Annotated in this window: 18 protein-coding genes; 4 read left to right on the top strand and 14 right to left on the bottom strand. The window is 71.9% G+C overall.

The window, feature by feature from the left end; translation table 11 throughout:
• Nucleotide 1: 1 nt before the first annotated feature.
• From IT355_17305 to IT355_17275, 7 genes are all read right to left on the bottom strand, one after another.
• A complete protein-coding gene (locus tag IT355_17305; protein MCC7055034.1) occupies nucleotides 2–2,200 on the bottom strand; it encodes an ATP-binding cassette domain-containing protein in 2,199 nt (732 codons plus the stop codon).
• Between the two features lie 111 nt (nucleotides 2,201–2,311).
• Nucleotides 2,312–2,749: a hypothetical protein gene (locus tag IT355_17300; protein MCC7055033.1), complete on the bottom strand. Its 438-nt coding sequence runs from the start codon at nucleotides 2,747–2,749 to the stop codon at nucleotides 2,312–2,314.
• 30 nt (nucleotides 2,750–2,779) lie between these two features.
• Complete coding sequence (locus IT355_17295) at nucleotides 2,780–3,613, bottom strand: c-type cytochrome (protein MCC7055032.1); 834 nt, start codon at nucleotides 3,611–3,613, stop codon at nucleotides 2,780–2,782.
• A gap of 44 nt (nucleotides 3,614–3,657) precedes the next feature.
• Nucleotides 3,658–4,296: an alpha/beta hydrolase gene (locus IT355_17290; protein ID MCC7055031.1), complete on the bottom strand. Its 639-nt coding sequence runs from the start codon at nucleotides 4,294–4,296 to the stop codon at nucleotides 3,658–3,660.
• Nucleotides 4,293–5,252 carry a ring-cleaving dioxygenase gene (locus IT355_17285; protein ID MCC7055030.1) on the bottom strand — a complete coding sequence of 320 codons (960 nt, stop codon included), beginning with the start codon at nucleotides 5,250–5,252 and terminating at the stop codon, nucleotides 4,293–4,295. Before IT355_17285 ends, IT355_17290 begins: the two co-directional genes overlap by 4 nt.
• 100 nt (nucleotides 5,253–5,352) lie before the next feature.
• The gene (locus IT355_17280) at nucleotides 5,353–5,976 is read right to left on the bottom strand and encodes a nitroreductase family protein (protein ID MCC7055029.1); all 624 of its coding nucleotides are present in this window, start codon (nucleotides 5,974–5,976) and stop codon (nucleotides 5,353–5,355) included.
• Complete coding sequence (locus IT355_17275; protein MCC7055028.1) at nucleotides 5,973–6,572, bottom strand: MarR family transcriptional regulator; 600 nt, start codon at nucleotides 6,570–6,572, stop codon at nucleotides 5,973–5,975. Before IT355_17275 ends, IT355_17280 begins: the two co-directional genes overlap by 4 nt.
• Before the next feature lie 47 nt (nucleotides 6,573–6,619).
• On the opposite strand from IT355_17275, the gene IT355_17270 reads away from it, so the two are divergent.
• Nucleotides 6,620–8,044 (top strand): hypothetical protein, encoded by a 1,425-nt coding sequence (locus IT355_17270; GenBank protein MCC7055027.1) that lies wholly within the window; start codon nucleotides 6,620–6,622, stop codon nucleotides 8,042–8,044.
• Here IT355_17270 and IT355_17265 read toward each other — a convergent pair.
• The 5 genes from IT355_17265 to IT355_17245 form a co-directional block, all read right to left on the bottom strand.
• On the bottom strand, nucleotides 8,019–9,185 hold the full coding sequence (locus IT355_17265; GenBank protein ID MCC7055026.1) for a glycosyltransferase family 1 protein: 1,167 nt from the start codon (nucleotides 9,183–9,185) through the stop codon (nucleotides 8,019–8,021). The two genes, IT355_17270 and IT355_17265, sit on opposite strands and share 26 nt — an antisense overlap.
• Nucleotides 9,182–9,904 (bottom strand): polysaccharide deacetylase family protein, encoded by a 723-nt coding sequence (locus IT355_17260; GenBank protein ID MCC7055025.1) that lies wholly within the window; start codon nucleotides 9,902–9,904, stop codon nucleotides 9,182–9,184. Before IT355_17260 ends, IT355_17265 begins: the two co-directional genes overlap by 4 nt.
• A gap of 2 nt (nucleotides 9,905–9,906) precedes the next feature.
• Nucleotides 9,907–11,157 (bottom strand): glycosyltransferase, encoded by a 1,251-nt coding sequence (locus IT355_17255; GenBank protein ID MCC7055024.1) that lies wholly within the window; start codon nucleotides 11,155–11,157, stop codon nucleotides 9,907–9,909.
• Nucleotides 11,154–12,167, bottom strand: coding sequence for a TerC family protein (locus tag IT355_17250; protein ID MCC7055023.1), 1,014 nt, complete (start codon nucleotides 12,165–12,167; stop codon nucleotides 11,154–11,156). The genes IT355_17255 and IT355_17250 overlap by 4 nt, the downstream gene beginning before the upstream one ends.
• Nucleotides 12,168–12,249: 82 nt before the next feature.
• Nucleotides 12,250–13,026: a LysM peptidoglycan-binding domain-containing protein gene (locus IT355_17245; protein MCC7055022.1), complete on the bottom strand. Its 777-nt coding sequence runs from the start codon at nucleotides 13,024–13,026 to the stop codon at nucleotides 12,250–12,252.
• A 51-nt stretch (nucleotides 13,027–13,077) separates the two neighbouring features.
• Here IT355_17245 and IT355_17240 point away from each other — a divergent pair, with 51 nt between their 5' ends.
• Nucleotides 13,078–14,490 (top strand): MATE family efflux transporter, encoded by a 1,413-nt coding sequence (locus IT355_17240; GenBank protein MCC7055021.1) that lies wholly within the window; start codon nucleotides 13,078–13,080, stop codon nucleotides 14,488–14,490.
• 2 nt (nucleotides 14,491–14,492) lie between these two features.
• On the top strand, nucleotides 14,493–15,392 hold the full coding sequence (locus IT355_17235) for a LysR family transcriptional regulator (GenBank protein MCC7055020.1): 900 nt from the start codon (nucleotides 14,493–14,495) through the stop codon (nucleotides 15,390–15,392).
• Here IT355_17235 and IT355_17230 read toward each other — a convergent pair.
• Together IT355_17230 and IT355_17225 are read right to left on the bottom strand one after the other, a co-directional pair.
• On the bottom strand, nucleotides 15,308–16,603 hold the full coding sequence (locus IT355_17230) for a hypothetical protein (protein ID MCC7055019.1): 1,296 nt from the start codon (nucleotides 16,601–16,603) through the stop codon (nucleotides 15,308–15,310). The genes IT355_17235 and IT355_17230 overlap by 85 nt on opposite strands.
• Before the next feature lie 179 nt (nucleotides 16,604–16,782).
• Nucleotides 16,783–17,895 (bottom strand): HDOD domain-containing protein, encoded by a 1,113-nt coding sequence (locus tag IT355_17225; GenBank protein ID MCC7055018.1) that lies wholly within the window; start codon nucleotides 17,893–17,895, stop codon nucleotides 16,783–16,785.
• A 115-nt stretch (nucleotides 17,896–18,010) separates the two neighbouring features.
• On the opposite strand from IT355_17225, the gene IT355_17220 reads away from it, so the two are divergent.
• Complete coding sequence (locus tag IT355_17220; protein ID MCC7055017.1) at nucleotides 18,011–19,885, top strand: response regulator; 1,875 nt, start codon at nucleotides 18,011–18,013, stop codon at nucleotides 19,883–19,885.
• Nucleotides 19,886–20,107: the final 222 nt, after the last annotated feature.

Below are 20,107 nucleotides of genomic sequence, written 5' to 3'. Positions count from 1 at the left end.
CTCAGCGCCCCTGCGCAGGGAACCCCTGCGCCTGTGTCCGGCCGAGCGTGTGCCCCAGCTCCGCCCACGTGCCCTGTTCGCGGATGCGCCCGCCCTCCATCACCAGGATCAGGTCACACGCCACCAGGAACTCCGGGTCGTGCGAGACCGCCACCACCGTGTGCGGCACCGCCCGGTCGGTGAGCAGCCGGATCAGGCGCGTGCGGTACTCCTCGTCCAGGTTCTGGAAGAAGTCGTCCAGCAGCAGCAGCCGCGGCGCACCGACGATGCCCTGTGCCACCAGCAGCTTGCTCGCCACCGCGGCCGAGAGGTTGGTGCCGCCGTTGGTGATGCGCGTCTGCACGCCATTCGGCATGCCCTGCACCACCTCGTCCACGTCCACGTCGCGCAGCGCCTTCAGCACGGCGGCGCGGTCCACGAAGCGCCGGCCGACGCTGATGTTCTCCTCGATGGTGCCGTCGAACAGGTCGGTGGTGGAGAGCACCTGGCCGATCTGCTCCCGGAGCGCCGCGCGGTTCATGCTGCGCAGCGTCACGCCGTCATAGGTGAGCGTGCCGTCGAAGCGGTCGTGCAGCGCCCCGAGCAGACGCAGCAGCGTGGTCTGCCCGCTGCCGTCCACGCCGGTGACGGCGATCCGCTCGCCGGGCCGGATGTCGAGGTTGATGTCCGAGAGCGTGGGCGACGACTGGTCGGGGTACGTGAACGTCAGCCCGCGGGCCTGGATCGCCAGTCCGGCCGTGGACGCGGCGATCTGCAGTCCGTGGATCTCCTCTACCGGCAGGTCCATCACGTGGCCGACCTTGTCCACCGAGGTGAGCACGTCGTAGATCGTGGCCAGCGACCGCACCAGCTTCTCCACGCCGGCGAGCACGGTCACGATCACCAGCTCCGCCGCCACGAACTGGCCCAGCGTGAGTGAGCGGCCCACCACCAGCGTTGTGCCGAGGATCAGCAGCGCGCCGGTGAGCAGCGTCTTGAAGACGATCATGCTCATCGACTGCGTGATCAGTACCTTGAAGTGCTTCCGCCGGTACTTGAGGTAGTTGGCCACGTGCTCGTCCATGTTCTCCATGGGCAGCGTGGAGCGCGTGGCGAACTTGAAGGCCGAGATGGAGCGGGCCATCGCCTGCAGCCACTCCAGCACGTTGTACTTGAACTTCGACTCCATGATGCTCGTCTCGAGCCCGCGCGGGAACGTGAGCCGGAAGATCACGTAGACGCCGAGGATCAGGACCACCGCGAAGATGATGAAGCTCGGGTTGTAGAACGAGAGCAGCCCCACCCCGAACAGCACCTGGAGGGTGGCCGTCGGCACGTCCAGCAGCAGCTTCGCCAGCGCCTTCTGGATCAGCACCGCCTCGAAGAAGCGGTTCATCTGCAGCGGCAGGTTGGCCTTCTGCGCCGCCTCGAAGCGCACGCGCGGCACCAGGTACGCGAACTCGAAGGCGAGGCGCGCGAAGATCCGCTGCTGGATGTTCTCGACCACCGACTCCTGCAGCAGCTGGATCGCGCCCGTCACCAGCGTGCCGACGATGGCGAAGATGATGAGCAGCACCACCGGCTGCAGCACCAGGCCACCCTGCACCAGCTGCGTGAGCCCCTGCACCGCCAGCGGCACCGTGAGGCTGAAGAGGCCGACGAGCACCGCGTAGAGGTAGATCAGCTCGATGTCGCGCCGCTCCGAGTGCAGGAGCTGGCGCAGGCGCTGGAACGGCGTGAGGTGCTCGTGCGGGGTGTCGTGGATCAGGCCGTCACCGCGATCGCTCAGCACCGGGGTGAGCCGCACCGGGACCAGGGCGGCCACCACCCGCGACGAGAGGCGCGCCCACGCCGACTCCAGGGACAGCGTGCTCTCGGCGCCGGCACCTCGTGCCGTCACCGGCACGATCGTGAGTGCGCGCCCTGTCGAGGCCACCACCACCAGCGCCTCGAGTGCGTCCTCGCCACGTTCCGGCAGCAGCACCACCGGCACCGCACCATCGCGCACCAGTTGCTCGAACTCCGCGCGGCCCAGTGTGCGCCGCAGGTAGCTCAGCTCACCCTGCTTGCCGATCGCCTCGATCGCATTGGCGAGCTCGGACACGGTCGCGACACGTGGCGGCGTGCCGATGAAGCCCGGATCCCAGCGCCGCGGCTCGATCTCGAGCGCGAGGGTGCGGGCCACGAGTTCATTCACGGCGCGGCTGATCACGAATGGCATGACACGTCTGATGCGGGGTCTGAGTGGTGCGCACCTGAAATGTCACTGCACCGGATCGCTACATCAACGCGCCAGCATGTGGTGGCACGTGATGTTACGGTCTGCCTGCATTCAGCGGCGGTCGCGCACCCTGTCGATGGCGCGACGCTCCTTCTTGCTTGGCTTTCCTTCCTGGTGCGCGAACATCGTCGCGGCGGCGCGGTACTGCTCCGACAGGTGCGCCCGGGCGGCGATGCTCCCGGGTGTCTCCTCATACAACCCCTGGGCGATCGCGGCGGATCCCCGGCGCGCGCTCACGTCGCGCACCAGCACGATATGGAGGTACGGCCCCAGACGCACGGCGACCTCGTCGCCCGCTTGGATCAGTCGCGCCCGTTTTGGCCGCTCGTCGTTCACCGACACCTTGCCGCCGTCGACCGCCTCGGCTGCCAGCGCCCGGGTCTTGAAGAAGCGCGCAGCCCAGAGCCACTTGTCGAGGCGCACGCGCCCCGGCGGAGTCGCCTCGTCGTCGCCGTCGTCGTCCCTTGCAGCACCACGGGCCATCAGCACACCTCCGGAGTCGGGAGCACTGACGCGTTCCTAGCGGGCCGGCAGCGGCGCCACCCGACGGCGCAGCAGCGGCCGCTGTGCCGGCAGTGCGGCCCCGCGCGCCCGCGCCGCCGCGGTGGCATATGCAACGTCCGACGGTGGATCACCCTTCGGCCAGTCCCCCGCCTTCCCCGGATGGTCCTGGCGCGGCTGGCGCAGCATCCACGCCGCGATGTCGGCCGCCAGCTGCGGCTCCAGGGTGCCGGGGCGGTCCTGCGGCATGTTCCAGCGCAGGAAGGTGGCCAGCACGTTCTGGCGCGCGAGGCCGGCACCGATCGAGTAGCTCCGCGCGCCCGCCACCGCCGGCGCCACGCCACCCCGTCCGGTGGCGCCGTGGCAGCGCGCACAGCTGGCCACGAACCCCGCAGCCCCGCGCACCGTGTCACCCACCAGCCGCACGGTGTCCGGCCGGGCCGGCACCGCCATCGTGCGCAGCGACTCGAAGTACGCCACCATGTCGCCCATCGCGCGCGAATCCTCCGGCAGCATCCGCCCCGCCAGGCTGCGCGCAATGCACTCGTTCACCCGCTGCGCGATTGTCTCCACGCTGCCGCGCCGCGACCGGTACTTCGGAAAGCGCGACGTGGCACCGATCCACGACATCGCCGTGCCGCGGGTGCCATCGTCCAGGTGACAGCTGGTGCACCGCAACGCATTGCCGCCGTTGCGCGGCAGGCTGTCGTTGAAGTGCTGCAGCAGCGCCAGGCCACGGCGCGCGTCGGGCACCGGGGGGCTGGACGGCGGCGACGGCAGGCGCACGGCACGCACGACGGCGCCGGCGGCGACGGTCACGGTGAGCAGGGCGAGGGGACGCAGGAGGTGCACACCACAACATACGTCACGCCCCCGGACGCCAGTACGAGCCGCCGCTACCGCGTCGCGGCCAGCCAGTCGCGCGTCACCACCACGTCCGCCTGCGTCAGCCCGTGTGCAGCCGGCTCCCAGTGCAGCGTGACCGCCGCGCCCGATGCCTGCAACATCGCCGCCAGCCGCTCGGCGTTGGCAGGCGGGATGATCGGGTCGAACCGCCCCTCCGCGAGCAGCACCGGCGTGCCGGCCAGGGCGGGCAGCACGGCCGGCTCCAGCGGCACCATGCTCCGCAGCAACGCGGCAGCCGCCAGCGCCCCCGGATGCAGCAGCAGCATCGCGGCCGCGATGTTCGCCCCATTCGAGAATCCGAGCGCCACCACGCCGCGCGCATCGAAGCCGTAGTGCGCCGCCGCCACCGGCACGTAGGCCGCCAGGTCCGCGGCACGTCGCGTCACGTCAGCCTCGTCGAACACCCCTTCCGACAGCCGCCGGAAGAACCGCGGCATGCCTCCTTCCAGCACCTGCCCGCGCACGCCCAGCAGCCGCGCACCCGGCGCGACCATGCCGCCGAGTTGCAGCAGGTCGCGCTCGTCGCCGCCGGTGCCGTGCAGCAGCAGGATCGTGCGCGTCTCCGCACTCTCCGGCGCTGGCGGCACATGCACGTGCACGAAGTCCGTCACGGCCGTGACGTCACTCATCGCTCCACCGCGCCGGGTCGGTGCAGCACCGGCAGGCGCTCGCGCAGCGCGTCACGCAGGTGCTCGTGCTGGGTCGGAAGCTGCAGCACCTCACCCAGGCGCGAGACATCCTCGTCCACCGCGAAGCCGGGGCTGTCGGTGGCCAGCTCGAACAGCACGTGCCCCAGCTCGCGGAAGTACATCGAGCGGAAGTAGGTGCGGTCGATCTGCTCGGTGATCGGCAGGAACGCCGCCATCACCTGCGTGCGGCTCGCGAACTCGGTGTCGTCATCCGCGGCGCGGAAGGCGACGTGGTGCACCGTCCCCGCGCCACCGGTGCCGCCGGGCCCCGTGGGCAGGGCCCGCACGTCGAGCAGCGCGCCGGGTTCCGCGTCACCCACCGCAAACCGCACGACATCGCCGTCGCGCGCCAGCTCGCGATAGCCGAGCGCCGACGTGAGCACGCCGGCCGTCGGCGCCAGCTGGTGCACCCAGAGTGTCACCGCGTGCATGCCGCGGATGCTCATCGCCGCGGGCACACCCTCGGCATCGTCCCACCCAGGCTGCGTCGCCGCGGCGTCGGTGGCGACGAGTGCGAGCGGCAGGCCGTCGTGATCGGTGAAGGTCAGCACGCTCTCGTGGCCGAACCGCCGCACCGGGCCGGTGAACGGCACCTGCCGTGCGGTGAGGCGCTGGATCCAGAACGCCAGCGCCCCGGTGGGAATCGCGAGCTGCGTCTCCGCCACCTGCCCGGCACCCACGCGCCCGCGACGCGCGCCCGGCCACGGGAAGAACGTGAGGATGCTGCCGGGACGGCCCGTGGCATCGCCGTAGTACAGGTGGTAGGTGCCAGGGTCGTCGAAGTTCACGGTCTGCTTCACGAAGCGCAGCCCGAGCGTGCCGGCGTAGAAGTCCAGGTTCCGCTGCGGGTCGCTGGCGATGGCCGTGAGGTGATGCAGGCCGGTGGTGCGATGCATGTGACACTCCTCCGTGTGGCGCGACATGGGCGCCGGTGAAACGAGCGCGGGGCGGCGAGACCTGTCGCCGCCCCGCACCCACGACCGGCCCGACGACAGGTCAGGCGTAGCGTACGATCCGCGACAGCGGATGACGGTGGTGCGGGAACCCTTCCTCGGCACCGATGCCGATGGCGACCAGCGCAGGGATGCGCGCGTCGGCCGGGAGGCCGAGCAGCGACTTCACCGCGTCCGGCATGAAGCCGAGCATCGGGCTGGTGCTGTACCCGTGGGCCTGTGCGCTGAGCAGCAGGTATCCGAGGGCGATGTTCGCCTCCGCGTTGCCCCACGCATCGCGATCGGCCGCACTCATGCCGCCGAGGATGCCGCGGACGTCGGCGGCCATCTTGTCACCGGCCGGCCCCTTCATGCCCGGGTGCACCACTTCCTCGATCGTCTCGAGCGCGTCGGTCATGTCGGAGTACAGCACGATCACAGCCGGCGCGGCGCCCACCTGCGGCTGGCCATACGCCGCTTCCTGCAGCTTCGCCTTGGTGGCGGCATCCTCCACCACCACGAAGCGCCACGGCTGCACGTTCCACGGCGACGGCGCGAGACCCGTGACACGGAGGATCTCCTCGAGATCCGCGCGCGGAATCGGCGTCGGCTCGTACTTGCGGATGGACCGGCGGGTCTCGGCGGCCTGCGTGACGGTCAGGACCTGCGGGGATGCGGACGTACTCATGAGTGCACCTGCGTGGAAGTGTTGGACGATGCGGAGGAACCTTCAGGGCTCACCCGCGGCGGCGAGTCGCGCGACGTGGCGGAGAGACCCAGCTTGCGGCACAGCCGGCCCAGCTCCGCCTGTTCAGCCTCATCGAGGCCGGACATGGCGCGCACCAGGCGCTGGACGTGCTGAGGGAAGAACGACGCGAGGCGTGCCTCGCCGGCGGCGGTGAGCGAGATGATCGAGACGCGGCGGTCGCCGGCGTCGCGGTCACGGCGCACCAGGCCATCGCGCTCGAGGTTGTCGAGCACGGTGGTGAGGTTGCTGGCGCTGACGAGCAGCTTCCCGGCCAGCGCGCAATGCGGCATCGGGCCGAGGTGCGAGAGCGCCTCGAGCACACCGAGCTGGCTCGCCGTCACGCCGAACTCGGCCTGCAACGGCGGGAAAAGCTGTGCGTTCACGGCCACGGTCGAACGCATGAGCTTGATATACGCGTCCAGGGCCCGTCGCTCGATGTCGGTGCCGCGGAAGTGAGTCGCCATTTCTTCGATGTCCGTATTTTCTATATCGATTATTTCGATATCAAATGAAATCCGTACGTCGGCCGTCGTCAACCCCCCGCCCGTCCCCCCCTGCGGCGAACACGACATATTCCCGCCAGATGCCGACCGACCCAGACTCCGCGCTCAGCGCCCAACCCGGCCGCACCGCGACGCTGCTTCCGGACGCCGACCACCTGCTGGCGCTCCCGGCAGCGCAGGCTGCCCGACTGGTGCTCCGCGCCGCCGTCACCGCCGCGGACGAGGCTGTCACAGCCGTCACCGCCGCCGAAGCGCCTGACGACGCGCCGACGTCGCTCCACGCGGCCCTCGACCGCCTCCGCGTCCTTCTCGATGCCTGGGAACCGGTCCTGCGCGACACCGTGCCCGCCACCGTCCGCCCGCGCGTCAGCGCGTTCGCGCGGCTGGTCGGGACCGACGCCGCACGGCACGCGCTCCGGACCATGCTAGAGGCGCTCCAGCCCGCCGATGCCGACCCGGCCACCGCCACCCTCGTACCGCCGCCAGCCCACGGTGACGCTCAGGGCACACGCGTGATCCGGGAGCGGTGGGCGCGCATCCACGGCCCGCTGCTGAAGGGCATCGCGACGTGGCACGAGCGTCATCGCATCGACGCGCGCCGGGCGGAAACACCGTTCGCCACGCTGGCGGCCGAGGCGCTGTCGCGCGCCATCGATCGCTTCGAGCGGAAGTGGGCCGCTCTCGTCTCACCCGACGACCTGCCGGCGCTTCACGCGGCGCACTCGGCAGCGCGCTCCCTCGTCCACACCCTCGAGCCGCTGGCGGCGGCCACGCCGGATGGCGCGATCGCACTCGCCGGCGTGACGTCGCTCGCCGCACACCTGGACGACGTGCGCACCGCGTCCGCCCTGCGCCTGCGGCTGGCCGGTGACCGCGACCACAGCGCCGCGCCGGACGACGATCCGCACGCGCTGCTGCAGCGCCACCTCGTCAAGCGCATCGCGGGCCACATCCGCTCACTTGGCGCGTGGACGGTGCCGCGCCATCGCGAGCACGAGATCGCGCGCCTGCGCGGGATCGCCGCCGCGTGGCGCACGGCCGGCACCCCCGCGATGGAGATCGAGCGCAAGTGGCTGCTCTCCGCCCTCCCGCCACGGGCGGCGGAGGAAGTGCCGGTCGTGCTCGCGCAGGGATACCTCGAGGGCACCGCACTGGTGGAGCGCATCCGGTGCCTCACGCGGGGTGATGACGTGCAGTGGCGCCGCACCGTGAAGCTGGGCGCCGGCATGGCACGCATCGAGGTGGAGGAGCCCGTGTCGCCCGCACTCGCCGGGGCGCTCTACGCCCTCACCGAGGGACGACGTGTGACCAAGCGGCGGCACACCGTGCACGACGGCACCGCGGCGTGGGAGATCGATGACTTCACCGACCGCGCGCTCGTGCTGGCCGAGCTCGAGCTGCCGGCCGTGGATGCACCGTTCACGATTCCCGGGTGGCTCGCCCCCTACATCGTGCGCGAGGTGACCGGGGAGTCAGGGTTCACGAACTGGCAGCTCGCGCACTGATCACGCGGCGGTACTCGCCGAAGAGGCCGTTCCACACGTTGCGCCAGGTGCGTTCCGCCGCCCACGCGCGCGCCGCGGTGCGGATCGCCGCGTGCCGCGTGCGGTCTGCCGCCAGCCCTTGCAGCGCCGCACCGATCGCGCCCGGTGCATCGGCTTGCACGATCACGCCGCGCGACTCGCCGACGAGTTCGCGGGTGTTGCCGGCATCCGCCGCCACCACCACCAGCCCCGACGCCATCGCCTCCAGCAGCACGTTGCCGAACGTGTCGGTGACGCTCGGGAAGAGGAACACGTCGCTGGACGCGTAGGCCGTGCTCAGCTCCACCCCCGACAGCCGTCCGGTGAAGATCACGTCCGCCGGCGCTGCCGCCCGCATCTCCGCCTCGTACGGCCCGTCACCGACGCAGACGAACCGGATGTCGCGTGCCGTGCCGTGGAGCGCCTGCATCGCGGCCAGTGCGTGCTCCAGCCCCTTCTCGCGGGCGATGCGACCCACGTAGAGCACCACCATCGCCCCGTCGTCGATGCCGAGGGTCCGTCGCCAGGCGGGTGAGCGGAACGCGGGGTCGAAGCGCTCGCCATCCACGCCCCGTCCCCACACGGCCACGTGGCGGAACCCGTGCGCCTGCACCTCGTCACGGATCGCCTCGGTGGGCGTGAAGGTCCGCGCCGCCGCCGCATGGAACCACCGGAAGTACTTCCACCCCGCCGCGGCCAGCGCCCCGAGGCGGTAGAACTCGGCGTAGGCGCTGAAGCTGGTGTGGTAGCTCGTGACGAGCGGCACGCGCAGCGCACGGGCTGCGGCACGCCCCGCCAGACCCACGCCGAATTCCGTCGCGACGTGCACGATGGTCGGCTGCCACGCCTGCAGCGCCGCACGGGCCGCGAAGGCACGCGGCGCCGAGAGGCGCACCTGCGGATAGGCCCAGAACGGGATGGATGCCCAGCGGATCACGTCCGGGTCCGCTGCCGTGACCTGCGGGTCGTCACTGGTGAAGACGCGCACCTCGGCACCGCGCTCGCGGGCGGCCTGCACCAGCCGCTCCAGCGTGCGCGACACGCCGTTCATCTGCGGCGGGTAGGTGTCGCTGAAGAGCGCGAGCCGCACGCCATCCAGCCGGACCTCCGGCTCCGGTGTCATGCGGCGTCCGCGAGCAGCGACGCGTACGGGCGCGCCGGCCGCGCGGCGAGCCAGCGGTCCAGCTCATCGATGACCGACTGGCGCGTGACCGGGTGCTCCAGGTCCATCGGGTGCAGCGCGATGCGGAAGTGCGGCGCGTCACGCTGCGTGCGCCAGCGCAGCGCGGCCTGCAGCGCCGACCCGCGCGCGCGCAGCGGGGTGCGCCCGCTCCAGCGCAGCACCGGGCTCCGGAGCGTCATGCCGCGCTGCAGCAGGTGCACTGCACCGTCATCCTCCAGCACCTGCAGGCCGTGCGCGCGGCAGGCGGTGTGCGTGCCGACGCGGCAAAGCCACGCCGGCGGCACGAACCCGATCGGCGCGAGGCCGAGATGCTGGAAGAGTTGCAGGCCGCGGCCGATGCGCGCATGCGCAGCGGGGTGGTCGAGCGTGAGGAACTCCCCTTCCCGTGCGGTGCGCCCGAGCGCCACCACCGAATCACGGAGCGTGCGTGGCAGTCCCACCTCGTCGTGCCGTTCACCGTGCAGGAAGACCTCCGCGCCGTCGGCCACCCGCGCGTGGATCCACGACACGTAGGCCGGCGCGTCGGCCAGCGGCCAGGCGCCGTGCCACTGCGGCACGACCAGCAGGGCCGGTGTCGCACCACGCTGTCGGCAGAGCGCCCAGAGCGCCTCCACCTGCGGCGCCCACGCCGGCGTCACGTCGTGAATGGAGAGGAGCACACTCACCGGCGTACCCGCTCGTAGAGCGCGAAGATCCGGTCGAACACAGACGGCCATGCATGCTCCGAGACGGCGAAGGCCCTGGCACGGGCGCCGTGGGCCGGCAGGTCACCGTTGAGGAGCTGGACGGCCTGCTCCGCGAAGTCGGCGGGATCGCCGGGCACGAAGACCGCACCGGCGCCGGAGGACCGCACGTGCTCGCGCACACCGCCGCCGTCCGCCGCGAGCACGGGGGTGCCGCAGGCCATCGCCTCCAGCGGCGACAGGCCGAAGGTCTCGTGCGGGCTGCTCGCGAGGTAGACGCTGGACGCCGCCTGCAGGTCGGCGAGGTGGCCCTGGTCGGCGATGAACGGCAGCCAGTGCACGCCGGTGCCGTCCTTCAGGCGCGCCAGCAGCGCCCCCTTCTCCGGCCCGTCGCCGGCCATCACCAGCGCCGCCCCGGTGCGACGCCGGATCTCGGGCCACGCATCCACCAGCACGTCCAGCTCCTTCTCGTGCGCGAAACGCCCGATGAACGTGAGCAGCGGCCCGTCCGCCGGCAGCTGCCATCGCGCGCGGGTCTCGGCGGCGTTCGCGCGGCGATCGGGCGTGAAGAGCTCGAGGTCGACGCCGAGGGGGATGCGCGTCACGTTCCGCACGCCGGCGGCCTCGAGGTCATCGGCCACGAATCGCGAGGCGGCGATGGTGGCGCTGATCCGTCGGTCCATGCGGCGCGCGTACCACCACGCGGCATCCCGCGCCGCATCACGCCACGCCGGCGCCGGCCGGCGGCTGCCGCCGAGCAGGGCCGGGAAGTGGCTGTGGAAGAAGTTCACCACCGGCACGTCGCGCCGGCCGAGCGCACGGAAGAGCACCCACGGCACCAGTGCTGGGCTCCCCAGCTCGATCACGTCGGGGTGCTCGTGGTCCAGCACGCGGCGCATGCGCGACACCGAGAGCAGCAGGCGATACGGCGCGTTGCGCGGCACCCGCGGGCCGCGGCATTCGTACCAGCGCGCGCCCTCGCGCTCCACGATGCCGTCGGCAGCCCACGGCACCACCAGCGCGTGGCGCAGCGATGGCCGCGCCGCCACGTACCGCTCCTTCTGCAGCAGGTAGGTACGGATGCCGCCGCTGGTGGGTGCGAACCACTCCGTCGTGTCGAGCACCGCCATCGTGGCCGCCGGGCGCCCGACCTGCGGCAGCGGCGCGTGCGCGAGGTCGAGCGCGGTGCGGGCACTGTCGGCAGGCGCCAGCGCCGCGGGACCGGTCACGGGGCGCGCGACGGCGCCGGTTGCGGCGGCGCCGGTTGCGGCGGCGCCGCGGCCGCGGCCCCCGGGTCGGCGGTGGCCGCCGGCACGGCACGCGGGTGGAGCAGCGACAGCACCACGGCGCCGGTCAGCACGCCCACGATCACCACCAGCGAGACCCAGGTCGGCATGTGGTACCACGGGCTGCTGAGCATCTTCGCGCCCACGAACATGAGCACCAGCGACAGCGCCGGCTTGAGCAGCCAGAACTTGTGCACCACGGCGGCGAGCAGGAAGTACAGCGAGCGCAGGCCGAGGATGGCGAAGACGTTCGAGGTGTAGACCACGAACGGGTCGCGGGTGACGCCGAAGACGGCGGGAATGGAATCCACCGCGAACACCAGGTCGGTGGTCTCCACCAGCACCAGCACCACGAACAGCGGCGTGGCCACGGTGCGGATCGCGCCGTCGTGGCCCCACGGGGCCCGCGTGAAGAAGTGGTCGCCGACGAAGTCGTCGCAGACCGGCACCAGCCGGCGCACGAGCTTCAGCACCGGGTTCTTCTCCGGCTCCATCTCGCCGTCCTGCTGCACCAGCATCTTGACACCGGTGAAGACGAGGAACGCGCCGAAGACGTAGATGATCCAGTGGAAGCGGTCGAGCAGCACCGAGCCGGCGCCGATCATGGCCGCGCGCATCACCAGCGCGCCGATGATGCCCCAGAACAGCACCCGGTGCTGCAGCTGGTCCGGCACCGCGAAGTAGCCGAAGAGCAGCAGGAACACGAAGAGGTTGTCGACGCTGAGCGCCAGCTCCACCACGTAGCCGGTGGCGAACTCGATCGCCGTCTGGTGCCCGTCGAGCTGCCAGAGCGTGGCCGCGAATGCGGCGGCGAGCGCCACCCAGACGAGGCTCCAGATGAGCGCCTCGCGCGGCCGCACGGCGTGCGCCTTCTTGTGGAAGATCCCGAGGTCCAGCGCCAGCATCACCGAGACGACGACGGCGAAGGCTGTCCACATCCACGAATGCTGCATCGGCTCCCTGTGAGACGGGCACCGGGCGTGATGCGCGGCGGCCAGTCGTGGAAGATAACGTCGCCGGCCGCGACTGGCGGGTTCAGCGGGCCGGCTTCACCAGCAGGCGCTGGCCGATCCGGATGGTCGTGCTGGTGAGGTTGTTCAGCGCCGCGATGCGCGCCTCGGTGGTGCCGTAGCGGCTGGCCACCGACGCCAGTGCATCACCCGCGGCCACGACGTGCCAGACGGCCTGCCGGCCCACCACATCCTCATACGAGCGCGTGCGCCGCGCGAGTTCCTCCGACGAGGCCTCGGAACGCACGCCGCGTGTCACGTCGGCCAGGATGCTGTCCACGCCGGCCGCATCGGTGGACGCGAACCGGTACGCGCGCCGGTCGTTGAGGATCCTGACGCCGGTGGCGGTGCCGAAGTCCACCCGCTCGCGCACCGCACGCAGCGAGGCGTCGCGCCCCACCTGCAGCACCACGAACTGCTGTGGACCGCGCTCCGGCGTGACCAGCTCCCGCGGCGGGATGCCGACGAAGAGCATGCGGCGATCGGTCAGTGCGAGGATCCCGTAGGTCTCGCGGAATCCATCCCACCACTCGCGCCGGCGCGCCCACGCCGCCGCATGCACTCGCTCGGTGGGCTCGAGCATCACCTGCAGCTCGGTGCGCGCCAGGCGACGCGCCGCCGGCACGTCGGGGCGCAGCGTCACCAGGTAGGCCAGCACGGCCAGCACCACCACCAGCAAGCCGAGGCTCCCGCCGGTGAGTCGCACCAGGACGCGCACCCACCACCGCCGCGCACGCGCCGGCCCGGTCACGAGCCCGATCAGGCTGGTGGCGGCGGTGGCGGCGGGTGCGCGTGGTGGCATGGCTCGCGGCAGTCGGGGAAATCACGGCGGACTGGTTACAGTTTAGCCACCATGCCGAGCCAAGTGTCCTCCACCGCCATGCCGGCGCGCGTGCCCGTCCTCGTGCGCCCCACCGGCACCGACATGCGCGCGCTGATCCAGCTCGCGCTGCCCGTGATGGCAGTGGAGATGGGGATGATGGCCATGCACGTGGTGGACACGCTGTTCGTGGGCCACCTCTCCGCCACGGCGCTCGCGAGTGTCTCGCTGGCGCTGATCTACTACTTCACGGTGGTGGTGGTGGGCATGGGCACGCTGGTCGGCTTCGATGCCCTGGTGAGCCAGGCCGTCGGCGCAGGTGACGAGGCGGGCGTGCGCCGCGCGCTGCAGCGTGCCCTCATCCTCGCCCTCGCCCTCTGCGTGCCCCTCGCACTGGTGCTCTGGCCCACCGAGCCGGTGCTGCGCGCGCTGCACCAGCCGTCGGAGATCGTGCCGGTCGCCACCCGCGTCGTGCACATCTCCATCCTCGGCCTGCCGGGGGCGCTCACCTTCGTGGTGCTGCGGCAGACCATGCAGGCGATGTCACGACTGCGCCCGATCCTGCTCACGGTGCTCTACGCGAACCTGATCAACGCCGGCTGCAACTGGCTGCTCATCCACGGCCGCCTCGGCTTTCCCGCCCTCGGCGTGGACGGGTCGGCCATTGCCAGCGTGGTCGGGCGCACCGCGCTGCCGCTCATCCTGCTCTGGCTCGGGCGTGATGCCCTCTGGCCACTGCTGCGCACGCGGGACCCGGCGGTCACCGAGCGTGCGCCGCTGGTGCGCATGCTGCGCATCGGTGCCCCCGTCGGCGTGCAGTACCTCCTCGAGGTGGGCGTGTTCAATGCGGTGGCGCTGCTGATGGGCGTGCAGGCCACCGCCACGCTCGCGGCGCACCAGGTGGCGATCAACCTCGCGAGCTTCACCTTCATGATGCCGCTCGGGATCGGGGCAGCGGCCTCGGTGCTGGTGGGCCAGGCCATCGGGCGCGGGGATGCCAATGCCGCGCGCCGCGCGGCCGTGGCGGCCGTGACCGCCGGGCTGGTCGCGTCGACGCTCACGACGATCATCTTCCTCACCGTCCCCGCCCTGCTCGCGAGCGCATACGTCACGGAGCCCGGCGTGGTGGCGCTCGCCGCCACGCTGATTCCGCTGGCCGGTGTCTTCCAGCTCTTCGATGGGCTGCAGGCCGTCGCCGGCGGTGCCCTGCGCGGCGCGGCCGACACGCGCGCCGCGATGATCGCGAACATCCTCGGCTTCTGGGCACTCGGGCTGCCCCTGGGGCTCTGGCTCGCCTTCCGCCGCGGCATGGGGCCGGCCGGGCTCTGGTGGGGACTCGTCGCCGGCCTCGCCGCCGTGGCGGCGGTGCTCGTGGTGCGCCTCTGGCGCCGCTTCGGTGGCCCGCTGCTGCGCGTGCACGTCGACCAGTACGGCGGCACGGCCTGACCATGGCGGAACTCAATTTCCATCACCTGCACCTCTTCCGCACCGTCGCCCGCGCCGGCACCCTCGCGCGCGCCGCGGCGGAACTGCGGCTCACCGAGCCCACCCTCAGCACCCAGATCAAGGCGCTGGAGCAGCACTTCGGGCAGCCGCTCTTCACCCGCACCGCACGCCGGCTGCAGCTCACCGATGCCGGCCAGACCGCACTGCGCTACGCCGACGACATCTTCTCCATCAGCGACGAACTCGGGCAGGCGATGGCCGGCTCGCCGGGCGACCGGCCGCGCCGGTTGCTCGTCGGCATTGCCGACGTGGTCCCGAAGATGATCGCCTATCGCCTGATCGAGCCGGCGCTGCGCACCCCGGAGGGGCTCACGCTGAGCTGCACCGAGGACACGCCGGAGCGGCTCGTCGCCGCGCTCTCGGTGCACGCCCTCGACCTGCTGATCACCGACGCGCCGGTCACGCCCGCCAGCAACGTCCGCGCCTTCAACCACCTGCTTGGCGAGAGCGGCACGTCGATCTTCGGCACGCGCGACCTCGCCGCACGCTACCGCGATGGCTTTCCGGGGTCACTGCACGGCGCGCCGTTCCTGCTGCCGCTGCACGCCTCCACCATCCGCCGCGCCCTCGACAGCTTCTTCCACCAGCACGACCTCCGTCCCGTGGTGGCCGGCGAGTTCGCCGACAGCGCCCTGATGAAGACGTTCGGACAGAACGGCTACGGCCTGCTCGCGGCCCCCACCGTGCTCGAGGCCGAGATCGTGCAACAGCACGGGGTGGAGGTCGTGGGCCGCCTCCCCGGGCTGCGCCAGCAGTTCTACGCCATCTCCGCCGAGCGCCGCATGGAGCATCCCGCCGTCACGGCCATCGCACGCGCGGCGCGCTCCCGCCTGTTCGGCTGAGCCGGCAGCCGGTCATGCACCGGCCCGGCCACCGTCTGCGGTGCACGCTCGGCACGGCGTCGATCGCGCGTCGACGGGGCGAACGGCGCACGCCCCAGGTTCGTCACGACACCCTGCACGAAGGCATCGAACGGCACCCGAAGCGGCACCCCGAGCTCCTCGGCCATCCGGTTTCGTGCACCGCAGGTCATGAGCACGGCGGCCTGCAGCTGCTGCGCCAGCTCACCGCGCCCGCTTCGCTGCAGCAGGCTCACCAGCACCAGCAGCAGTGGCACCGGATCCTCGGTGGCACACGGCACCGGCAGGTCGTAGAACGAGGCACCGCGTCCGTACGAGAGCACCGGCCACGGCACCACCGCACCGAGTGACTCGCCGATCATCGCACTCAGTTCGTCGATCGGGATCACGGACGCCACCAGCCAGCGCTCGCGCCCCGACTCCCCGCTGAGCAGCGCGGTGAGCAGCCCGGCCTTCACGATGCGGGGCGGCGTGAGCCCCGCCGTTGCCGCCTGCTGCTGCAGCGCCTCGACGAAGCCCTGTTGGGCGCGCGTGCCGCGCCCCACGGGCAGCACCACCACCAGCTTGCGGGACTCGCTGGTGCAGAGGCGGTACGCCAGGCCGGCCGCATCACGCGCCCGGGTGCGCGCCTGCGCCACATCCGCCTCGCGCGACCGCGCCACGGCCGGGTGGCGCTCCAGCGTGCGGTGCGAGAAGAGCAGCACGTCGCGCTCCCAGCCCTCCGCAGCCGCCGGCGATCCGGGCAGCGTCAGCATCGGGCGCACGTCCACCACCACGTCGGTGCGCCGCTGCAACCCCCGGACCAGCCGCGCCACCGGCGCGAGCGGGTCGCCACCGAAGTTGGCGCTGATCAGCACCCCCTGCTGGAGCAGGCTGTTCACTGCCTCGCCCGGCAATCCGATCCGCCCGACCTGGCCCGCGCGCGCCAGTGAGGCGGGGATGGTGCGGCTGGTCAGCGGCACCCCGAGCGAGTGCGCGAGCCGCTCGACACTGGCCAGCAGCGGCGGCAGGTGCGTGTCGGCAAAGAGCGCGGCGACCGTGATGACGGGGGTCGCCGGCCGGACCTGCGCCGGCTGCTGGGCTGGGATGGGGCGCACCAGCGGCGTGCCAGCGGCCTGGCGCATCCCGATGGCCGCCGCCGCGGCAGAGGCGCTGGAGGCGGGGAATGCGGTGGAGCGGGACGAAGAGGGCATGGGTGCGATCGCGCGACGAGTCAGTGGCAGCCGGCGGACGTGACGCATCGCCGGACGGTCAATCCCAGCCTAGCTGTCACGCCCGACAGGCACAATTTCAATCGCTCGCGTATTTGCTTCGATTTTCTCTAAGTCAACTCCACAAGAGAGGGCGCCGCGCGGGCGCCCCGTTCCTGCCCTCAGAAGTGGTAGCCGGTCCCACCAGACTCCGGGGCCAGCACCCGCTCCACCAGGGGCGCCACGGCGTCGTAGCTGGCCAGCAACCGCCCCTCCTCGAACCAGCGCACCAGGTTCGCCGGCTCGCCGCGCACCATCGCCAGGTCCAGCCGTTCGGCGATGTACACACATTCCGCGGGCAGGCTCGGTTCCAGCGGCTCGGCGCGGCGATGGTGGTTGGCCACCACGTGGACTGCCGCCTTGCCGAGCCCCCAGCGCAGCGCCGCGGCGCCACCCAGCACTTCGTGCAGCTCACCGAGCACGCGCGGCATGACCTGCGCCGTCATCTTCACCTCGCGTCGCAGTTCGGCGCGCAACGTGCCGAGGCGGTCGAACAGCACCAGCTTGCCCACGTCGTGCAGCAGCGCGAGCGTGAACGCCTCGTCGGGCACCACGCCGAACCCGGGGGCCAGCGTGCGCGCGATCGGGGCCGTGCGCACCATGTGCTCCCACACCTGCTTCACCAGGCCGTCGTAGGCGGTGCCGGTGCGACAGAGTGTCGCCTCGACCATGCTGCTCAGGATCACGCTGCGCAGCCCCTGCGTGCCCACGCGCCGGATGCTCTCCGCCAGTGAGGAGGTGCGCGCGCCGGTCGAATTGGCGGCGGAGTTGGCGAAGCGCAGCAGCGACTGTGCGAGCACCGGGTCCTGCTCCACCAGCTTCACGAGCTGCGAGATCGCCACGTCGCGGCGCAGGAGGTCGAGTGCGCGCTGCGCCGCCGCGGGGGGCTGGCGCACCGTCTTCTCCCCGCTCTTGGAGATGCGCTCGAAGAATGCCGGCGCGTCGCCGCGCAGGTCGATCGGCTCGAGCGAGCCCTCGAGGCGCTCGAGGGCCGTGCGGAGGGCGCGCCGGATGTCGTAGCCGGCCTCCACCTCCTCGTGGATGGAGGGTTCGGTGAGGATCGGGGCGGCCTGCATCACCGGGATGGGCGGCGGCGCGGGGGCGGCGCGCGCCTTCTCGAGCGCCAGGTCGTCGCCCTGCACCACGTCCGGCACGGCGAGCGGCGTGGTCGCGGGCCGGGCAGGCGCCGTGATGGGCGTCTTGTTCGTGAGACGACTCAGGACCTTCGGCAGCATGGGGGGGTGCGACGGAGGAATACCGGGGCCATGGGCGGGCTGCCCGGGCGAGTTCTCCGTTCCAGTCTCGGACGCAGGCCCCGCCGGGATGAGCCACCGTCGCTAGCTTGCCGGCATGACGTCCCCCGCGACCTCCGCACCGGCCGGGTATCTCGGCGCCGTCCTCGAGGCACTGCCGGGCGCCGGGGTGCTGCTCGACTCGGGGGCCGCGCTGGTGGTGGCGAACTCCGCCGCCGGCGCGGCGATGGCGCCCGGCCTCTCGGTCGCGGACGTGGTCGCCCTCGCGCTGCCGGTGCCCCCGACGGTGGCCGCGACCGCGATCGCCGGGATCGGCGCCGTCGTCGACGGCACGCAGCGGTCGTTCGAGCTGGAGCTGCCCGCCAACGGCGGCGACATCGCGACGCTGCTCCGCGCGACGCCTGTGCCTGGCGGCGGCGCGCTGGTGCAGCTCGTCCCGCCGGCCCTCTCGAACGCGGGAAGCGCCGCCGCGCAGGTGCAGGACACCAGCTTCCGCTCGATCTTCACGGCGTCGCTGGATGCCATGGTGATCGCCGATTCGCGCGGCCGCATCGTGGCGAGCAACCCCGCCACGCGCCGCCTGCTGGCGCGCAGCGAGGCCGACGTCGCGGCGATGGAGTTCTCGCAGTTCTTCACCGCCGGCGCGCGCACGGCGACGCCGGCCGAGGCCTGGCAGCGCATGCTGATGGACGGCCAGTGGCGCGGTGAGGGCCGCCTGCTGGTGGGCGAGAGCGTCCGCGTGCTCGACGTGTCCGCCTCGGCGCACATCTCGCCCGGCCGGCACCTCGTCACCATCCGCGACGTGACCGAGTCGCAGCAGATGGAGGCGCAGCTCCGCCAGGCGCAGAAGATGGAGGCGATCGGCATGCTGACGGGTGGCATGGCGCACGACTTCAACAACCTGCTGACGGTGGTGCTGGCCAACGCCGACCTCGTGCTCGAGGCGCTGCCCGAGGGGATGGAGGAGCTGCGCGACGAGGTGATGCAGATGATCCAGGCGGCCACGCGCGGCACCGAGATGGTGCGCAAGCTGCTGGCCTTCAGCCGCCGTGAGTCGCTCGAGCGCCGCCCCGTCTCGCTCGAGGTGGTGCTGGCGGAGACGCAGGCGCTGCTCACCCGCCTGCTGCCGTCGAACATCACGGTGCGGACCGACGCCGCGCCCGAGCTGCCGGGGATCCTGGCCGACCCGGGTGCGGTGCAGCACATGCTCCTCAACCTCGCCACCAATGCGCGCGATGCCATGCCCACCGGCGGCGTGCTGAGCATGCGCGGCGCCTTCGAGCCGCAGCGGGAGCGTCCCGACGGCACCCACGGGCCGATGGTGACGGTGACGGTGGAGGACAGCGGCCGCGGCATGGATGACGAGGTGCTCGCCCACCTGTTCGAGCCGTTCTTCACCACCAAGGCCCCCGGGGAGGGCACCGGTCTGGGCATGGCGATGATCTACGGCCTGGTGCAGCAGCACGAGGGCACGATCGACGTCAAGAGCACACCCGGCCTCGGCACGCGCGTGACGATCGCGCTGCCGCTGGCGGAGCTCACGGTGGCGAACGCCACGCCGCGGTCCTCGCCGATGGTGCGGGAGGGTGCCACCGAGACGATCCTGCTGGTGGAAGACGAGGAGATGGTGCGCCGCGCCGGCCGCCGCATCCTCGAGAAGCACGGCTACCGCGTGATCCAGGCCTCCGACGGCGCCGAGGCGCTGACGCTGCTGCGCGAGCGCGGGAAGGAGATCGCCCTCGTGGTCAGCGACGTGGTGATGCCGCGCATGGGCGGCCGCGAGCTGTACGCCTCGCTGCGGGACGAGGGGTACACGATGCCGTTCCTGTTCACCAGCGGCTACACCGACCGCATGTCGAGTGACACCGTCGCCCTGGACCCGTCAGTGCCGGTGCTGACCAAGCCGTGGACCTGGTCGGAGCTCACGGCTTCCGTGCGCGCTGCCATCGAGGAAGGCTTCACGCCGCGCTGAGTCCCGGTCGCGGGGTTCCACGCCGGTCAGCGTCGTCAACAAGGTTCACGCGGAAAACGCGGAAAGCGCGGAAAGCGCCCACTACCGCAGTGCCAGCCCTGTGACGACTGGACCGGACGAAAAAATGCTGTAGGAACTGCGCGCGCGCTCACGCAGTTCCTGCAGCGTTTTGCTCCCCTGTGAGCCGTCACGGGGGTGGCGTCGGTGTAGTGGGCGCTTTCC

This window comes from Gemmatimonadaceae bacterium, from assembly GCA_020851035.1.
Taxonomy (GTDB): domain Bacteria; phylum Gemmatimonadota; class Gemmatimonadetes; order Gemmatimonadales; family Gemmatimonadaceae; genus JACMLX01.
The sequence above is the reverse complement of the archived record's forward strand: the minus strand, read 5'-3'. Positions and strand labels throughout refer to the sequence as shown.

Excerpts from the sequence above, each read along its gene's own strand:
- IT355_17305 (MCC7055034.1), bottom strand. The coding sequence starts at position 2,200 with ATGCCATTCGTGATCAGCCGCGCCGTGAATGAACTCGTGGCCCGCACC.
- IT355_17230 (MCC7055019.1), bottom strand. The coding sequence starts at position 16,603 with ATGCCCTCTTCGTCCCGCTCCACCGCATTCCCCGCCTCCAGCGCCTCT.
- IT355_17270 (MCC7055027.1), top strand. The coding sequence starts at position 6,620 with ATGCCGACCGACCCAGACTCCGCGCTCAGCGCCCAACCCGGCCGCACC.
- IT355_17265 (MCC7055026.1), bottom strand. The coding sequence starts at position 9,185 with ATGACACCGGAGCCGGAGGTCCGGCTGGATGGCGTGCGGCTCGCGCTC.
- IT355_17235 (MCC7055020.1), top strand. The coding sequence starts at position 14,493 with ATGGCGGAACTCAATTTCCATCACCTGCACCTCTTCCGCACCGTCGCC.
- IT355_17280 (MCC7055029.1), bottom strand. The coding sequence starts at position 5,976 with ATGAGTACGTCCGCATCCCCGCAGGTCCTGACCGTCACGCAGGCCGCC.
- IT355_17290 (MCC7055031.1), bottom strand. The coding sequence starts at position 4,296 with ATGAGTGACGTCACGGCCGTGACGGACTTCGTGCACGTGCATGTGCCG.
- IT355_17220 (MCC7055017.1), top strand. The coding sequence starts at position 18,011 with ATGACGTCCCCCGCGACCTCCGCACCGGCCGGGTATCTCGGCGCCGTC.
- IT355_17240 (MCC7055021.1), top strand. The coding sequence starts at position 13,078 with ATGCCGAGCCAAGTGTCCTCCACCGCCATGCCGGCGCGCGTGCCCGTC.
- IT355_17250 (MCC7055023.1), bottom strand. The coding sequence starts at position 12,167 with ATGCAGCATTCGTGGATGTGGACAGCCTTCGCCGTCGTCGTCTCGGTG.
- IT355_17285 (MCC7055030.1), bottom strand. The coding sequence starts at position 5,252 with ATGCATCGCACCACCGGCCTGCATCACCTCACGGCCATCGCCAGCGAC.
- IT355_17245 (MCC7055022.1), bottom strand. The coding sequence starts at position 13,026 with ATGCCACCACGCGCACCCGCCGCCACCGCCGCCACCAGCCTGATCGGG.
- IT355_17225 (MCC7055018.1), bottom strand. The coding sequence starts at position 17,895 with ATGCTGCCGAAGGTCCTGAGTCGTCTCACGAACAAGACGCCCATCACG.